This is a genomic window from Halorubrum sp. SD683 (assembly GCF_002135045.1).
Classification (GTDB): Archaea; Halobacteriota; Halobacteria; order Halobacteriales; family Haloferacaceae; genus Halorubrum; species Halorubrum ezzemoulense.
Window position 1 is genome coordinate 1 of sequence record NZ_NEWJ01000065.1, and the last position, 15,510, is coordinate 15,510.

Consider the following 15,510-nt stretch of genomic DNA (forward strand, 5'->3'; position numbering starts at 1 on the left):
GGCCACGGTGCGGCGGACGCCCGGGTACGCCGTCCTCGCGGTCGGCCTCCTCGTCGTCCTCGGCGGGCTCGTCGCGGTCGGCGGCGGCGGCGCGACCGGGTTCGTGCCCGCGGTCGTCGACCTCCTCTTACCGACCGAGGTGTTGGTGCCGCTGCTGGCGGTCGTGCTCGGCTACCGCGCGCTGTTCGCCGACGCGGCGAGCGGGGAGCTCGGCGTGATCCGGACGTACCCGGTGAGCGCGGCCGGGTACGTCGTCGGCGTGCTGCTCGCGCGGACGGCCGCGCTCGTCGTCCTCGTCGGCGGGCCGTTCGCGCTCGTCGGCGCGTACGTGTGGCTCACCGCCGCGCCGGACACGGGGATCTTCGCGACGCACTCGGGCGTCGACTCGCCGGTGCTGTTCCTCCGCTTCCTCGCGCTCGTCGTCCCGTTCGGCGCGGCGTACCTCTCGCTGTCGGCTGCGGTGTCGACGATCGCGACGACCCGGCGGAGCGCGTTCGCGCTCGGCCTCCTCGCGCTGCTCGCCGGCGTCCTCGGCGGCGACCTCGCGGTGCTCCGGTCGCTGTCGGCCGGGGCGTCGCCGAGCGGGATCGCCGGCTCGGTCGCCCTCTCGCCGAACGGGGCGTTCAGGGGACTCGTCTTCGAGCACGTCATCGGCGTCTCCTTCGCGCCGGAGGGCGGGTTCGTCGACACCGGGCGGGCGGTGGCCTCGCTCGTCGGGTGGACCGTCGTCGGGGGCGTCGCGGCCGTCGCCGCCATCGCGCTCGGTCCCCGCGTCGACGTCGCGGTCGAGCACCTCCGCGCGCGGCTCGACCGATGAGCCGGTCGGTCGAATCGACTTGAAGCAAGCCGGCCGGTCGACTCACTTCGAGGCCGCGTCGTCGCCGATCGCCCCGGGCGCGTGGGCGTACACCGCATAGAGGACGAGCGCGGCGATCAGGAAGTCGAGGCTGTGCGCGAGGAGGTGGTGGACCGGCATCGGCACGACCCCGAGGACGGTCCCGACGCCCACCACCGAGCGGGCCAAGAGCGCGCCGACGGCGAGGGAGATCAGTCGGTACTGCGCTCGGCGGCGGCGGCGGTACGCGGCGAGGCTAACGGCGAAGAGGAGGCTCGTCCCGAGTCCGGCGGCGACCACGACCGCCAGGATCGGGAGCGATCCCTCCACGGACCAGCCGGCGAGCGCCGGCACCTCCCCCGGGATCGACTGCGTCACGGGTCGCCCTTGGGAGGGGACGGATAAGAAGACGTTCCCGTTCGCCGTTCCCAGATGGGGGGACCGCACGAGCGCCTTTTATCCCAGAGGCGGGTAGAACGGCCAGTCAGGAATGTCGGACACCAGAGCCCGGATCCGACGCCACGTCCGTGACACGCCCGGCGTCCACTTCAACCGGATCGGTCGCGACCTCGAGATCGCGACCGGGCAGGCGCAGTACCACCTCCGCCGGCTCGTCCGCGACGGCGAGCTCGCGGTCGAGCGGATCGGCGGGCGGGCACACTACTTCGACCCGACGGTCGACCCGTGGGACCGACGGACCCTCGCGTTCCTCCGGCGGGAGACGGCCCGCGAGATCGTCGTCTGCCTCCACGCCGCGGGACCGACGCGGCCGTCGGCGCTCGCGGACGACCTCGACCTCGCGCGGAGCACGGTGTCGTGGCACGTCTCGACGCTCGCCGACCACGGGATCGTCGAGAAGTCCCCCGACCGGCCGATGACAGTCTCGCTCGCCCGGCCGGACCGCACGGCCGCGCTCCTCGACGAGGTGTCGCCGTCGCTCCCCGACCGCATCGTCGACCGCTTCGTCCGCACCGTCGACTCGCTCTTCGACGCCGACGGGTGACGCCGCCGACCGGGTGGCGGCTCCCCCCGGACCGACGCCGCGCGCGAACCGCTCCCGTTCGCCGATCGCACCAGATCGGTTAGCGGTCTCCGGCACCTCCGTCCGATATGGACCTCTCCAGCCTCGGCGCGCTCCGAGCGCTCGTCGCCACCGGCGGCGGGGCGACGTGCGAGCCGACCGGCTCCCTGTACGCGACCGACTCGCTCGGCCTCGGCGTCTTCCTCCTCATCGGGCTGCTCGGCGGAGCCCACTGCCTCGGCATGTGCGGTCCGCTCGTCGGCACCTACGCCGACCGGATGCGGTCCGCGGAGACCGGCGGACGCGACGGGCGGGACGACCTCACCGTGCGCCAGGTCCGGCAGCACGCGCTGTTCAACCTCGGCCGGACCGCGAGCTACGCGACGCTCGGCGGTCTCTTCGGCCTCGCCGGGAGCCTCGCGTTCGTCACGGGGCGGACGGTCACGACCCTCGCAGACGACGTCCACGCGCTCACCGGAATCGCGGTCGGCGGGCTGATCGTCGCCCTCGGCGCGCGCTACGCGCTCCGGCTGGAGTTCGAGTCGCTCCCGATACCGGGATTCGACCGGGCGGCCGCGGCGGTGAGCGACCGGATCGTCGCCCGCGTCGACGCGTGGGTCGGCGACTGGCGCATCCTCGGGCTGGGGGCGGCACACGGGTTCCTGCCGTGCCCGCTGCTGTACCCGGCGTTCCTGTACGCGTTCGTTCAGGGGAGCGCGCTCGGCGGCGCCGTCTCGCTGGGCGTCCTCGGCCTCGGGACGGTTCCGGCGCTCCTGTTGTTCGGGACGGCCTTCCAGTCGATGCGCCTCGAGACCCGGCTCCGGTTCCACCGCGTCCTCGGCGTCGCGTTCGTCGCGCTCGGCTACCTCCCGCTCCAGCACGGGCTCGCGACGCTCGGCGTCCCGCTGCCGCATCCGCCGATTCCGTACTACACGCCGTTTTGAGGGATCGACGGCGCCCCGGGCGCCCGCGCACCCAATATCCCAATTTCCACCCGCAGCGGCCGCTCGTTCGTCGATCGCACCAGACGCGTTATGCGCCGCTCGGCCCTTCACACGGGTATGAATCGCCGCACGCTGCTCGCCGGGGCCGGAACGGTCGCGTCCGGCTCCCTCGCGGGCTGTACGTCGCGTCTGTTCGGGGGGACGCCGGACGGCGTCGTGCTCGACCCGCAGGAAGACCAGATCGCGGACAGCGAGGACCTCGCGTACCCCGCGTACGGCCAGCCGCTGCCGTCGTTCGAGCTGTCGGCCCCGCTCGCGGAGAAGACGTTCGACAGCGACGCGCTCGACCGGACCGCGCTCGTGACGGGCGTGTTCACCTTCTGCCCCGCGGAGTGTTCGATCCTGCTCCGACAGTGGGCTCGGATTCAGGGCCGCGTCGCGGACGCGGGGCTGACGGAGGACGTGTACTTCCTCCCGATCACGTTCGATCCCGAACGCGACGACGCGGCCGCGCTCCGCGAGAACGCCGCGTCGGTCGGCGCCGACCTCGACGCGGGCAACTGGCTGTACCTCCGGCCCGAGACGCCGTCCCGCGCGAAGACGGTGGTCGAGGACCGACTGGGGATCGCCTTCGAGCGGACGACCGAGAGCGAGCGCCTCCCCGGGTACGACTTCACGCACATGGTGGTGACGTTCCTCGTCAACCCCGACGGGATCGTCGAGCGCGCCTACCGCGGCGAGCGGATCGACCGGGACCGCGTCGTCGCGGACATCGAGCGGGTCGCGTCGGCGTTCGCCGACGAGTGACGCGGCGACCGGGGCTGACGGCTCGGCGCTGCGGGTCACCGGGAGTCGCCCGATCGGAGGGGAACGCACAAGCCCGCGCCGCTCGTTCGGCCCGGCATGAACGTCGATATTCTGGTGTACGACGGGTTCGACGAACTGGACGGTATCGGCCCGTACGAGGTGTTCGACTACGCGCTCGGCTACGCCGCCGAGGAGGACGACGGGACGACAGGGGACGACGGGGCAATAGGGGACGACGGGGCGTCAGGAGACGACGGCGGCCGCGTCCGATACGTGTCGCTCGACGAGCGCGAGACGGTGACCGCGAGCCACGGGACCCGCGTCGGTGTGGACGGAACGCTCCCCGGCCCGAGAGGAGAGGACGCCCCGGACCTGCTGGTCGTGCCCGGGGGCGGGTGGAACGCGCGCAACCAGGAGGCGAGCGCGTGGGCCGAGGCGCAGAAGGGCGACGTGCCGCGCGCGCTCGCCGCGCACCACGCGGCGGACACCCGGATCGCCTCGGTGTGTACCGGGTCGATGCTGCTCGCGGAGGCGGGCGTCACCGACGGCCGCCGGGCCGTCACGCACGCCTCCGCCGTCGAGGAGCTCCGGGAGTCGGGCGCGGAGGTCGTCGACGCGCGGGTCGTCGACGACGGCGACGTGCTCAGCGCGGGCGGGGTCACCTCCGGGATCGATCTGGCGCTGTACGTCGTCGAGCGCGAGTTCGGCGAGTCGGTCGCCGACCGGGCGGCGACCGTCATCGAGTACGAGCGGCGGTACGAGGTCGCGACGCGGGACGGGTCGCGGCGCGGGGAGAACTAGTCGTCCGGGAGCGGCGCGGCGTCGTCGTCGGCGTTGTTCGTCGTGGTCTCTCCGTCCGCGTCCACGGTGATCACGGTACAGTCGAGTTGGCTGCGGAGGAACGAGTCGATGTCGGGGTCGGAGAGCAACTTCTGGACCATCCGGCGCCATCGCCCCGCCTGTTTCGACCCGATGACGACCACGTCGGCCCCCTCGGCGACGATCTCTTCGAGGATCGTCTCCTCGACGAGGAAGCCCCGACGGACGACGTACCGCGCCCGGTCGATCCGGCCGATCCGCTCCTCGACGGCGCGCTTGAGGTCGCTGCGCGAGACGCCCCCCGAGCGCTGGTATAAGTCGACGTGGAGGACCGTGAGGTCGGCGTCGCGCTCCGCGGCGACGCGGGCCGCCTCGCGGAGCGTCGCCGCCGAGTGCGACGAGGGAGGGAATCGAACCGGGACGACGACGAGCGTCATGTCGGGTCTGAGGGGTTGGGGGCGTAAATACGCTGTCGGTGTGGCCCTCGCTCTCGGTCGGTCGCGGTCGTCACTCTCACTCAGTCCTGACCGCCGATCGGCGGCGGCTCGGCTCACCGCGCTCGCCGCCAGCGCATTTTTCCCTGCGCTCTCGAATGAACCGTTGTGGACCGCAGTTCGGCCGCGTGAGACATCATGGACCGACTTCCCACGGACCGGCTCTCGCCGCTGGCGAGCCGCGTCGACGACGTCCTCGCCCTGTACGGCTACGAGATACGACCGGCGATCGACGCCATCGACGACGCGGTGACCGGGTACGGCGGGCTGTTCGGCCCGACGACGACCGACGCCGAGATCCGGACCGCGGTCGAGTCGGTCCTCGCCGCCGACCCGCCGCGATCGGGCGACGACCGCGGCGAGTCCGCCGACGACATCGTCCTCTACGTCGACGGGAGCTCGCGCGGAAACCCCGGACCGGCCGGCGCGGGGGCCGTGCTGCTGGTCGACGACGACCCCCTCGTTCGGCTGGGCCGACCCGTCGGGGCTCGCGCCGAGAACAACACCGCGGAGTACGCGGCGCTCCACCTCGGACTGGAGGCGCTGGCCGCGCGCTGCGACCCTGCGGCCGTCGAGGTCCGGATCGACTCGCGGACCGTCATCGACGACATCTGGGGCAGCGGTGACGGGATCGCGTCGGCCGCACCGTACCGGCCGGCCATCCGGGACCGCATCGCCGCGCTACCCGCCTGCGAGTGGACGCATCTGGCCGACAGCGACCCGAACCCGGCCGACGCCCGCGCGGCGGTCGGAGCCGATATCGCGGCGCTCGGTCCGTAGCGGAGGGGAAGCGGCTGCGGTATTACGACCGGTCCCCGTCGTCTCGCGGCGAGACGGCTTCGACCGCTCCCGTTGGCGGTTCGAGCCGGACGGTGTGACGCGTGTGGCGCGCGTGCGTCTCCGCCCAGCGCCGCGCCGGACGCTCCGCGAGGAAGCGCTCCCCGTCCGGGCAGCGGTCGCACCGGGCGACCCACGGGGTCACGCCGTCCGGGTAGTGGCCGGTGTGGCGCTCGTGGTCGAGCGCGAACTGCTCGATCGCGTGGCTCCCGGGGTCGAGGTCGTCGACCTCGCGGTCGAGCACCCACTCCCGGTCGCACCGCTCGCACGCGACGGTCGGTGCGTCTCGCTCGTCGTCGGGACGCGCGTCGTCGGTCACGGGTCCGCTTCGGTCCGCCCGCACTTGAACGGCGACGCCGGGACGACCCGAGCGCACCTCACAGCGCCGGCGGCTCGCCGCGGCCGATCACGATCTCCTGGCCCTCCACGTCCTCCAAGGCGGCGACGCGGCCGCCGATCTCGACGCGGCCGTTCTCGGTCTCGACGACCAGCGACGCCACCTCCTCCGTGTCGACGAACGCGACGTCGACGACTTTCCCGCGGACAGTGACCTCCTCGCCGGTCTCGATGTCGCGGCCCTCGACGGTCGCGTAGAACTCCTCGTCGCCGAACTCGCGGACGTCCTTCACGGCCCGACGGATGGAGGCGTAGCGGCGCGGGAAGGGCCGGTCCTCGCCGTCGGCGGCGAGCGATTCCGCGGTCGTCCACAGGACGGTGCCGAAGAAGCCGGAGACGAGGAAGCCGAGCGCGGAGCGATTAAAGATGACACCGTAGCGCTCGCGGTCGTCGCGCAGCGCGTCCTGCGTTGCGTACACGGAGTACTCGCCGTCGCCGACCGCGAGGACCGGGGTGGTGATCCCGCGGCGCGCGCGGGCGATTGTCGCGACCTCCAAGTAGTCGAACTCCGTCGGGTCGGGCGCGTTCGACGCCGGCGTGACGAGCAGTTCGACGGTGACGCCCTCGGCGACCTTCGCGGCGAGTTCGTCCCGGAACCGCCGCAGGAGGCCGGGGGTGAGCGACAGCGCGAGCTCGTACTCCGCGTTCGCGATCACCTCTTCGAGGTACCGGAGGATCGTCGAGCGCGACTTGACAAGCGACACCGCCTCCGTCTCCCGCGTCGGCGCGGTGTACCGCGCCTCCAGCTCGTCGACCATCTCCGTGAACGACGACCGCAGATCGCCGAAGGCGTCCTCGGGGTCGACGGCGACGATCTTCATCGGCCGCGACTCGCGGAGCTCGACGAGCCCGCGGTCCGAGAGGCTCCGGACCGTGTCATACACCCGCGGCTGCGGGATCTCGGTCCGGTCGGCGATGTCGCTCGCCGTCAGTTCGCCGTGTTCCAACACCGCGAGGTACGCGTCAATCTCGTACTCGCCGAGGTTGAATCGGTCCCCCACCCGGTCGAGCGTGTCCCGGAGATCGTCAGTCATGTACCGAAGAACGGGACCGGGGATTATAGCTTTTTACTATGAGACGAGTTGTACGCGTTTTCAGAGCCCGGTCCTCACGGTCGGGACAGATGTGGTCCACATGTCCATGCGGTCGTGGTCCCCTCCGGCTCCCGCTCCTCGATCCGCTCGGCGACGAGGACGGTGCCGTCGCGGTCCGAGTCGGTGTACAGCCGGAGCGGGTGGCGCGGCGTCCCCTTTCGTAAACGGCGTGATCGACGGGGCGCCGTCGATCCGGACGCGCCCCGTCTCCTCGAGATCGAGGTCGTCGATCAAGTAGTGGACGGCGGTCAGGCCGGCGAGCCCGAACGAGGGGAAGCCGGCGAGCAGCGCGTCTCCCGGCTTGGTGTCGTGTTCGACGCCGAACCTCGTTGGGTCCGCAGGCGGTTGGCCCATACCGCCCGTTCGCTCAGCGGAGTCACAGTGGTTGCCCCGTCTCTCGTTCGAAGCGGCTCGTTCGCCGCCGGTCGTGCGCGTGGAGAAACGCTTTTTCCGATGGCCGACAGCGGGTTCCCATGGTCTTCCCGGGGGGAACGCCGATCGCGGGGGCCGTCTCGCGGCTCGCCGATATCGGCTCTCGGCTCGCGGACCTGCCGGGAACGGGCGTGTTGACCGTCCTCGCGTCACTGGCGGTCGGCGTCGTCCTCGCGAACTTCCTCGTCCGGCTGATCGGTCGCCCCGTCGCCCGCCGCGTGTCGCGACAGAGCGTCGCGCAGACGATCGTCCGCGGGGTCCGGGTCGGCACGATCGCCGCCTCGGTGCTGGTCGGCCTGGGCGCCGTCGGCTTCCGGTTCGCGGACCTCCTCCTCGGGACCGCGGTGTTCTCGGCCGTCATCGGTATCGTCCTCGCGCCGCTCGTCGGGAACTTCATCAACGGCGTGTTCATCCTCGCGGACCAGCCGTTCGAGATCGGCGACATGATCGAGTTAGAGGACGGGACGACCGGGTTCGTCGAGGACATCACGATCCGCTACACGAAGATATTCACTCTGGATAACACCTTCCTCGTCGTGCCGAACGGGACGATGCGCGAGCGCGACGTGACGAACTTCTCGGCCGAGGACGAGCGGACCCGGCGCTCGATCGACGTGCTCGTCACCTACGAGAGCGATATCCCCGAGGCCCGGCGGCTCATCGAGCGCGCGGCGCGCGACTCCGAGGCCGTCGTCGACGGCGGCCCCGACATCCGGATCGGCGTGGCGCGGTACATGGCGGGTCCCGACTGCCGCCTCCACGAGTTCGCCGACGACGGGGTCCTCCTCCGGCTGCGGTACTGGGTGAAGAAGCCGTACAAGCTCGCGAAGGTCCAGTCGGACGTGAACACCGAGATCCGCGACCGCCTCGCCGACGCGGACGTCGAGATGGCGTACCCGCACCGGCACCTCGTCTTCGACGACACCTCCGGCGTCGCCCGCGTCGACGCCGCCACCGAGACGCCCGGTGCCGACGGAGCTCACGGCGCCGCCGATCCGACCCCGGGCGACGGAGCAGGCGCCACGGAGACGGCCGAGGGCGGGCCCTCGGACGCGGACAATCCCGCCGGATCCATAGACGGTAGCGACGGGCGCCGGTGACCGGATCGGAAGCCTGATAGAGCGCGCCCGGCTTTTCAACCGCAGTGAGCGACGAGCCCGCTGCCGACCCCTCCGACCCGTCGGATTCCTCCGAGCCGCCGGACCCCTCCGGTGGACCGAGCGGCGGTCCCACGGGCGCCGACGACGGCCGCGACGGGGACGACGACCCCGAAGCTGTGTCCGACGCCCCCGAGCCCGCGCCCGACGACCCAGTCGGCGAGGAGTCGATCACCGAGGGGAGCCTCCTCCGACCGCTGTTCCGCCTGGCGTGGCCGATCGTCGTCATCCAGCTGCTCCAGGTGACGTACAACATCGTCGACACCCTGTACCTCGGCCGGCTCTCGGCGGAGGCCGTCGGCGCGATCAGCCTCGCGTTCCCGCTGATCTTCCTCCTGATCGCGGTCGCCGGCGGGTTCACGACGGCGGGCGCGATCCTCGTCGCGCAGTACACCGGCGCCGACGGCGAGGGCTCCGCCGGGCTCGTAGCGGGACAGACGATCTTCACCGTCTCCGTGCTGTCCGTGCTCATCGGGATCGGGGGCTACTTCTACACGCGCCCGGCCCTCGAGATCCTGCCGAGCGACGCGGAGACCGCGGCGACCGTGATCCCGCTCGCGGCAGACTACATGGAGGTGATCTTCGCCGGGATCCCCCTGATGTTCGGGTTCTTCGTCTTCTCGGCGCTGATGCGCGGCTACGGCGACACGCGGACGCCGATGGCCGTCATGTTCATTTCCGTCCTCCTGAACGTCCTCTTGGACCCGTTCTTCATCTTCGGGTTCGAGGGGAACCCGCTGTTCGAGTGGCTCGCCGCGGTTCCCGGCCTCGCGGCGCTCGACCCGGTCGCGCTGGAGGCGACGCTGCTCTCGGCGACGGGAGTCACCGGGATCGGCATCCAGGGCGCCGCGCTCGCGACGATCCTCTCGCGGGGCGTCGCGACTGCCATCGGCCTCTGGATACTGTTCGGCACCGGGTACGGCCCCGACGTGACGCTCGGCCACCTCGCGCCCGACCTCGATTTTATCCGGGACATCTTCCGGCTCGGGCTCCCCTCCAGCGTCGAGCAGACGACGAGCGCGCTCGCGATGATCACGCTCACCGCGATGATCGTCACGTTCTCGCCGCCGGTCGTCGCCGCATACGGGCTCGGCAACCGGCTCATCTCGCTCGTCTTCCTGCCCGCGATGGGGCTCGGCCGCGCTATCGACACGATGGTCGGGCAGAACCTCGGCGCGAACCGCGCCGACCGCGCCGGCAGGGCCGTGAAGTTCGCGGCCACGACCGGCGCGGGCGTGATGTTCCTCGTCGCGGTCGTCGCCGTGACGTTCACCGAACCGATCGTCGGCGCGTTCCTCGGCGACGTGCCGGACGCGCCCGCGACGATCGGCTACGCGGTGGAGTACGTCCGGATCCGGTCGGTCGAGTTCGCCTTCATCGGCGTCTCGCAGGTGATCTTAGGCGCGTTCCGCGGCGCGGGCAACACGAAGACCGCGATGGTCATCTCGATCCTCACCCTCTGGGTGGGCCGGGTCGCGAGCGTCGGGTACCTCGTGTTCGTCGCCGGGTGGGGCGAGACCGGAGTCTGGGTCGGTATGGCACTCGGAAACGTCCTCGGCGCCGTCATCGGCGTCGCGTGGTTCTCGCGCGGCACGTGGACCGAGCGGTACATCGACGAGCCCGAGCCCGGCGTCGACCCGGTGGGAGACGACTGACGAGCCCCCGGTCGCTCAGTGTCGGAAGAGGTACACCGCGTCGTCGGAACGCAGTAGGCAGAACCGCGCGCCGTCGTTCTCGGGGAACGTCGTCCCGGACTGTCGCGTGACGAAGAGCCGCGAAAAGGCGTCGTCGCACACCGGGCACGCCATCCCTTCCCTGTTCTCCCAGAGGCTCGTTCGGCCCGAGTCGCGGAGCTGTTTCAGTTCGTGACGGTGGTCGTGAACGTCGAACTCGCTCATGTGCGGGAGTCCGACCGGGGACTGTTGAACGTGTCCTCGCGAGTCTCAGTTCGGAGAACGCGGGGTCAGTCTTTCAGCCGCAACGGCTGTGCCTCCCCGTAGGTGAGTGTCCGCCACACCCACTCGACGGGACCGAACCGGAAGTACCGGAGCCAGATCACGGACAGCGGGACTTGGACCGCCCAGATCGCGACGACGATCCCCATTGCCTCGACGCGGCTGACGGAGCCGAACAGCCCGAGACCGTGACCGTAGAACACCGTCGTCGCGATCACCGTCTGGAGCAGGTAGTTGGTGAACGCGGTGCGGCCGACCGCGGCGAGCGCGCGGGCCACGAGCCCCTCACCGCGCCACCGGACGAACAGCGTGACGAGGCCGACGTACCCGCCGGCGACGAGCAGACTCCCGACGTAGTTGAACTGCCGCCAGTACAGCGCGGCGCCGGCGCTCCAGTCGTTCGCCTCGATATACGCGACGCCGGCGACGACGATTCCGACGCCGACGACGCCGCCCGCGACGAGCCGGCGGTAGAACGCGGTCGAGCGCTCGCCGGTCAACACGCCGCGCCTGTACAGTGCCATGCCGAGCAGCATGACGCCGCCCACGCGCCAGAAGCTCGACCCGATGAACCCGGACGTCTGTCGCTGGAACGACGAGGAGACGCGGTGGCTCATCTGGTCGAGCCAGCCGCCGCGGTAGGCGGCCACCTGGTTTCGGACCGCGGCCTCCGCGGGCAGCCACTGGCCGGCGATCGCCTCGCCGCCGATCGAGGTCGCGGCGAACAGCTCGATCGCGGGGACGAAGAGCAGGAATATCCCGGCGAGCCCGCCGAGCCGACGCGCGTCGAGGTCGCGGACGAAGAGGAGGAACAGCCCGAGCAGCCCGTACGTGACGAGGATGTCCCCGTACCACAGCAGGTACGCGTGAAGGAGGCCGATCGCGATCAGCACCGCGGTCCGGCGGAGGTGGAGGCGGACGGCGTCTTGGCCCTTCTCCTCTTTGCTCTCGATGAACAGCAGGACGCCGGCGCCGAACAGCGCCGAGAAGACGGTGATGAACTTCGACTGCGCGAACACGTGGCCGACGAACCAGGTCCAGTAGTTGAGCCCGGTGAAGTCGCCGTACACGGTGGGGTTGAGCAGGGTCTGCTCCGGCATCGAGAAGACGCGGATGTTGATGACGAGGATGCCGAGCAGCGCGAAGCCGCGGAGCGCGTCGAGGCTGGTGATCCGTTCGGAGGGCGGCGTGGGGCCGGGATCGCTGGTCACGAGTTGTCCGCGGTGACGGTCCCCAGCACCGAATAGGTTCCCATCGCGGCTCCCGGGTCGGCCTGCTCGGTCGGCGGCTCAGTCCAGCCGCACCGCCGCGCCGGTCTCCGCGGAGCGGTAGATCGCGTCGATGACGCGCTGGACGCGTAACCCCTCCTCGACGGTGTTTATCGACGGCGCCTCGCCGTCGGCGGCCGCTTCGAGGAACGTCGCCTGCTCGGCGGCGTGCGCGTCGCCGTCGCGCGTCTCCACGCTCGCGTCCGTGAGGTGGTGGCCGCCGCCGACGCCCGCCTCGTGGACCGTGAGGTCGCCGCTACCGCGGTCGAGCGTCGCGCCCGCCTCGGTGCCCCGGACGACGAACTCGTCGGTCGCCGGCCGGTTCGTCGCCCACGCGACCTCCAGCGAGACGGTGCTCCCGTCGGCGCCGCGGATGAACGCGGACGCGGAGTCGTCGACGTCGAACCCCTCCGGCCCCGCGTCGTCGCCCCACATGTGGACGTACGCGTAGTCGTCGCGACCGCCGAACGCCGAGCGCGTGTCCCCGGACACCTCGACGACCTCGGGGTGATCGAGGAAGTAGAGCGCCAAGTCGATCGCGTGGACGCCGATATCGATGAGCGCGCCGCCGCCGGCGACGTCCGCCGACGTGAACCACGAGCCCCGGCCGGGGACGCCGCGCCGCCGGACGTAGTTCGCCTCGACGTGGGTGGTCTCGCCGAACCTCCCCTCGTCTTGGTAGTGTTTGATCACCTGAACCGGCTCCGCGAACCGGTTGTTGAACCCGACCATACAGAACCCGTCGGCGTCGCTGGCGGCGTCGGCGATCCGCTCGGCGCTGTCGAGCGTGTGCGCCAGCGGCTTCTCCAAGAGCACGTCGAGGTCGGCCGAAAGCGCCGAGGTCGCGTACTCTTCGTGGAAGCGGTTCGGGGTGGTGACCAGCACGGCGTCGCAGTCCTCGTAGAGGTCCGTCTCGTCCTCGTAGGCGGGGACGCCGAACTCCTCGTGGAACCGTGCCCGCGCGTCGGCGTCGACGTCCATCCCGCCGACGAGGTTCGCGCCGCGCTCGGTCAGCTTCGTCGCGTGGTGGGACCCGATGCCGCCGAGGCCGACGATGCCGACGGCGACGTCGTTCGGATGCGTCATGGGCGGGCTTCACCACGGGTGTTGTTAAGGCTCCCGTCCCGCGGGACGCGCCGGAACCCGACCGCGCGTGGGGACGGCCGTCACGACCCCGCTGGCGGTCGGCTCACGCGATCGGGACGCCGACGGCGACGGCGATCGCGCCGTCGACCGCTACCGCCGCGGCGTCGGCTACTACCGTCACGCCGTCGATCGCGCCGGGCGCCATCGAGTCGACGAAGTCGAAGAGGTCGCCGAGCGAGCCGGCGTTCTCGGCGAGGCTCTCGCGCGCGTCGAGGAGCCCCCGGAACCGCTCCGGTTCGCGGGCGATCACGAACCGGCCGACCCCGGCGCCGGTGCCGAGGAAGGCGAGGAGGGCGAGCGCCCGCGAGATGGTGAGCAGTTTCAACAGGACCGGGAGCGCCAGCGCGAGCGCCAGCGCGGCGACGACGCCCGTGACGACCTCGCCGAACGACCCGCCGTCGGCGAGGTCGACGACGCCCGCGCCGGAGAGGATGACGAACCCCCCGACGCCGAGGGCCAACGTCCCCCACATGAACGCCGCCAGCAGGCGGACGGGACCGTCGTACCCACTCCCGGCGTCGTCCGGGACGTCGTCGTGAACCCACGGGTTGCGCATACGGGAAATTCAGACCCGACGAGTATATAGATCGCTTCAGATCTCGGAAACGCTCGGCGTGAAACGGACCGGTTAGGACCGGGGGTGCGGGCCGGTCATCCACTCGCTCGCCTGCGGTTCGTCCGGATCGGTGACGACCTCGACGAGGGCCGGGCCGTCGCGGTCGCAGGCGCGCTCGACGGCGTCGCCGACCGCGCCGCGCGCATGGACGCGCTCCGCGGGCAGGCCCATCCCCGACGCGACCGCGACGAGGTCGAGGCCGGTCTCCGCCCACCCGTAGCTCTGGTCCGGGAAGTCGTACGACCGCGACGCCTCCTCGCTGATGATCGCGTAGTCGTCGTTGTTGAGCGCGACGACGGTGACGTCGATCCCCTCGCTCGCCAGCGTGTGGAGCTCGTGGACGCACATCATGAGCCCGCCGTCGCCGGTGAGCGCGACCACGTCGCGGTCCGGGTTCGCCAGCTTGGCGCCGAGCGCCGACGGGAGCCCGGTACCCATCGTCGCCCACGAACCGGGGTTGACGTACGACCGCGGCCCCGCAGCGGGGAACGAGACGAGCGTCCACAGCCGGAACCCGCCCGCGTCGGCGGCGACGACCGCGTCCGCCGGGACCGCGTCGCGAACCGCCGAGAGGGCCTCGACGGAGCGGAGCGGGCGCTCCTCGCGGTCGTCGGCCGTCGACTTCCCCGAACCGTCGGCGCTCTGCTCGGACAACGCCGCGAAGCGCTCGCGGTCGGCCGCGCGGACCGACTCGGCGCGCTCGGCGCTGTCGGCGCCGCGGGGCGCCACCCCCTCGTCGTCGAGGCGGTCGGTGAGCGCCCGGAGGAAGCGGTCCGCGTCAGCGACGACGCCGAGGTCCGCTTCGTAGCCGAACCCGACGTCGTCCCCGTCGAGCGTGACGTGGATCAGCGTCTCGGGCATCGCGACGGACCACGAGGCGGTCGCGACCGCGTCGAGGTCTGAGCCGACGACGAGGCCGACGTCGGCGTCCGCGAGGAGCCCCCGGAGCTCCGCGCTGGCCCCGCCGCAGAGCACGCCCGCCGACAGCTGGTGCGTCTCGGGGAGCGTCCCCTTCCCCTTGTACGTCGTCACGACCGGCGCGCCGAGCCCCTCGGCGACCGACCGGAGGGCGTCGCCCGCGTCCGCGCGCCTGACACCGCCGCCGGCGAGCACGACGGGCGCTGTGGCATCGCCGAGCAGGTCTGCGGCCTCGCGCACCGCCGCCGCGGGCGGTGCCGGCGGCGGTGACGGCTCGCGCTCGCCGACCGCGGGCTGCGGGGTCCGACCGGCGAGGAAGTCCTTCGGGATCCCCACGCGGACCGGTCCCTGCGGGTGTTCGCGGGCGGTCCGGATCGCCTCGACGACGGCGGGGACCGCGCCCGCGGGCGAGTCGACAAGGACGTTCTCCTTGACGACGGTGTCGTACGTCTCCGGCGGCGTCTCGTGGATGCCGTCGCCGCCGCGGACCGACCGCTCCGTCTCGACGGCGAGGTGGAGCAGGGGGACGCAGTCGTTCAGGGCGTTCTTCAGCCCGTTCATCGCGTTCGTGTCGCCCGGGCCGGGGACGACGCAGGTGGCTGCCATCGCGCCGGGCTCGCTCGTCTCGGCGTACCCCCACGCTTGGTGCGGGACGGCGGTCTCGTGGCGGGCGACGACGAACCGCGCGTCGCGATCGGCGAGCGCCCGGTTCAGCGGGAGGGTCTGCTTGCCGGGGATCCCGAAGACGGTGTCGACGCCGCGGTCGAGCAT

Annotated in this window: 17 protein-coding genes and 1 pseudogene; 8 read left to right on the forward strand and 10 right to left on the reverse strand. The window is 71.7% G+C overall.

What is annotated here, in order from left to right; all coding sequences use genetic code 11:
* Positions 1–7 precede the first annotated feature (7 nt).
* Positions 8–817, forward strand: coding sequence for an ABC transporter permease subunit (locus tag B9G49_RS13100; protein WP_086216676.1), 810 nt, complete (start codon positions 8–10; stop codon positions 815–817).
* A 42-nt stretch (positions 818–859) separates the two neighbouring features.
* Here the strand turns inward: B9G49_RS13100 and B9G49_RS13105 are convergent, their stop codons facing one another.
* Positions 860–1,213, reverse strand: coding sequence for a hypothetical protein (locus tag B9G49_RS13105; RefSeq protein WP_086216664.1), 354 nt, complete (start codon positions 1,211–1,213; stop codon positions 860–862).
* Positions 1,214–1,325: 112 nt separating this feature from the next.
* Between B9G49_RS13105 and B9G49_RS13110 the strand changes: the two genes are divergently transcribed.
* From B9G49_RS13110 to B9G49_RS13125, 4 genes are all read left to right on the forward strand, one after another.
* On the forward strand, positions 1,326–1,838 hold the full coding sequence (locus tag B9G49_RS13110) for a helix-turn-helix domain-containing protein (RefSeq protein ID WP_049932571.1): 513 nt from the start codon (positions 1,326–1,328) through the stop codon (positions 1,836–1,838).
* A gap of 107 nt (positions 1,839–1,945) precedes the next feature.
* Complete coding sequence (locus B9G49_RS13115) at positions 1,946–2,800, forward strand: sulfite exporter TauE/SafE family protein (protein ID WP_086216665.1); 855 nt, start codon at positions 1,946–1,948, stop codon at positions 2,798–2,800.
* A 117-nt stretch (positions 2,801–2,917) separates the two neighbouring features.
* Positions 2,918–3,607 carry an SCO family protein gene (locus B9G49_RS13120; protein WP_086216666.1) on the forward strand — a complete coding sequence of 230 codons (690 nt, stop codon included), beginning with the start codon at positions 2,918–2,920 and terminating at the stop codon, positions 3,605–3,607.
* 96 nt (positions 3,608–3,703) lie between these two features.
* Positions 3,704–4,408, forward strand: a complete 705-nt coding sequence (locus tag B9G49_RS13125; RefSeq protein WP_086216667.1) for a DJ-1/PfpI family protein — start codon at positions 3,704–3,706, stop codon at positions 4,406–4,408.
* Here B9G49_RS13125 and B9G49_RS13130 read toward each other — a convergent pair.
* Positions 4,405–4,863, reverse strand: coding sequence for a universal stress protein (locus tag B9G49_RS13130; RefSeq protein WP_086216668.1), 459 nt, complete (start codon positions 4,861–4,863; stop codon positions 4,405–4,407). The two genes, B9G49_RS13125 and B9G49_RS13130, sit on opposite strands and share 4 nt — an antisense overlap.
* Before the next feature lie 195 nt (positions 4,864–5,058).
* Between B9G49_RS13130 and B9G49_RS13135 the strand changes: the two genes are divergently transcribed.
* The gene (locus tag B9G49_RS13135; RefSeq protein ID WP_049932562.1) at positions 5,059–5,700 is read left to right on the forward strand and encodes a ribonuclease HI family protein; all 642 of its coding nucleotides are present in this window, start codon (positions 5,059–5,061) and stop codon (positions 5,698–5,700) included.
* Positions 5,701–5,722: 22 nt separating this feature from the next.
* Here B9G49_RS13135 and B9G49_RS13140 read toward each other — a convergent pair whose 3' ends face one another.
* The 3 genes and pseudogenes from B9G49_RS13140 to B9G49_RS13150 all read right to left on the reverse strand — a co-directional run.
* Complete coding sequence (locus B9G49_RS13140) at positions 5,723–6,076, reverse strand: hypothetical protein (RefSeq protein WP_086216669.1); 354 nt, start codon at positions 6,074–6,076, stop codon at positions 5,723–5,725.
* A gap of 58 nt (positions 6,077–6,134) precedes the next feature.
* Complete coding sequence (trmB, locus tag B9G49_RS13145; RefSeq protein WP_049932559.1) at positions 6,135–7,187, reverse strand: HTH-type sugar sensing transcriptional regulator TrmB; 1,053 nt, start codon at positions 7,185–7,187, stop codon at positions 6,135–6,137.
* Positions 7,188–7,330: 143 nt separating this feature from the next.
* A pseudogene (locus tag B9G49_RS13150) lies at positions 7,331–7,601 on the reverse strand (PAC2 family protein); the annotation flags it as partial.
* Positions 7,602–7,720: 119 nt separating this feature from the next.
* On the opposite strand from B9G49_RS13150, the gene B9G49_RS13155 reads away from it, so the two are divergent.
* Both B9G49_RS13155 and B9G49_RS13160 read left to right on the forward strand, forming a co-directional pair.
* A complete protein-coding gene (locus tag B9G49_RS13155; protein WP_086216670.1) occupies positions 7,721–8,779 on the forward strand; it encodes a mechanosensitive ion channel family protein in 1,059 nt (352 codons plus the stop codon).
* A gap of 44 nt (positions 8,780–8,823) precedes the next feature.
* On the forward strand, positions 8,824–10,491 hold the full coding sequence (locus tag B9G49_RS13160; protein WP_086216671.1) for an MATE family efflux transporter: 1,668 nt from the start codon (positions 8,824–8,826) through the stop codon (positions 10,489–10,491).
* Positions 10,492–10,506: 15 nt separating this feature from the next.
* Here the strand turns inward: B9G49_RS13160 and B9G49_RS13165 are convergent, their stop codons facing one another.
* From B9G49_RS13165 to B9G49_RS13185, 5 genes are all read right to left on the reverse strand, one after another.
* Positions 10,507–10,734: a hypothetical protein gene (locus tag B9G49_RS13165; protein WP_049932552.1), complete on the reverse strand. Its 228-nt coding sequence runs from the start codon at positions 10,732–10,734 to the stop codon at positions 10,507–10,509.
* 65 nt (positions 10,735–10,799) lie between these two features.
* Positions 10,800–12,002 carry a DUF418 domain-containing protein gene (locus B9G49_RS13170; RefSeq protein ID WP_086216672.1) on the reverse strand — a complete coding sequence of 401 codons (1,203 nt, stop codon included), beginning with the start codon at positions 12,000–12,002 and terminating at the stop codon, positions 10,800–10,802.
* 78 nt (positions 12,003–12,080) lie between these two features.
* Positions 12,081–13,145: a Gfo/Idh/MocA family protein gene (locus tag B9G49_RS13175; protein WP_086216673.1), complete on the reverse strand. Its 1,065-nt coding sequence runs from the start codon at positions 13,143–13,145 to the stop codon at positions 12,081–12,083.
* A 103-nt stretch (positions 13,146–13,248) separates the two neighbouring features.
* Positions 13,249–13,761, reverse strand: a complete 513-nt coding sequence (locus tag B9G49_RS13180; RefSeq protein WP_086216674.1) for a hypothetical protein — start codon at positions 13,759–13,761, stop codon at positions 13,249–13,251.
* A 72-nt stretch (positions 13,762–13,833) separates the two neighbouring features.
* A partial coding sequence (locus tag B9G49_RS13185; protein WP_086216675.1) for a thiamine pyrophosphate-binding protein occupies positions 13,834–15,510 on the reverse strand: 1,677 nt, incomplete at its 5' end.

Coding starts and splice junctions, on each gene's coding strand:
- B9G49_RS13115 (WP_086216665.1), top strand. CDS start 1,946: ATGGACCTCTCCAGCCTCGGCGCGCTCCGAGCGCTCGTCGCCACCGGC.
- B9G49_RS13130 (WP_086216668.1), bottom strand. CDS start 4,863: ATGACGCTCGTCGTCGTCCCGGTTCGATTCCCTCCCTCGTCGCACTCG.
- B9G49_RS13125 (WP_086216667.1), top strand. CDS start 3,704: ATGAACGTCGATATTCTGGTGTACGACGGGTTCGACGAACTGGACGGT.
- B9G49_RS13110 (WP_049932571.1), top strand. CDS start 1,326: ATGTCGGACACCAGAGCCCGGATCCGACGCCACGTCCGTGACACGCCC.
- B9G49_RS13135 (WP_049932562.1), top strand. CDS start 5,059: ATGGACCGACTTCCCACGGACCGGCTCTCGCCGCTGGCGAGCCGCGTC.
- B9G49_RS13120 (WP_086216666.1), top strand. CDS start 2,918: ATGAATCGCCGCACGCTGCTCGCCGGGGCCGGAACGGTCGCGTCCGGC.
- B9G49_RS13155 (WP_086216670.1), top strand. CDS start 7,721: ATGGTCTTCCCGGGGGGAACGCCGATCGCGGGGGCCGTCTCGCGGCTC.
- B9G49_RS13180 (WP_086216674.1), bottom strand. CDS start 13,761: ATGCGCAACCCGTGGGTTCACGACGACGTCCCGGACGACGCCGGGAGT.
- B9G49_RS13175 (WP_086216673.1), bottom strand. CDS start 13,145: ATGACGCATCCGAACGACGTCGCCGTCGGCATCGTCGGCCTCGGCGGC.
- trmB (WP_049932559.1), bottom strand. CDS start 7,187: ATGACTGACGATCTCCGGGACACGCTCGACCGGGTGGGGGACCGATTC.
- B9G49_RS13165 (WP_049932552.1), bottom strand. CDS start 10,734: ATGAGCGAGTTCGACGTTCACGACCACCGTCACGAACTGAAACAGCTC.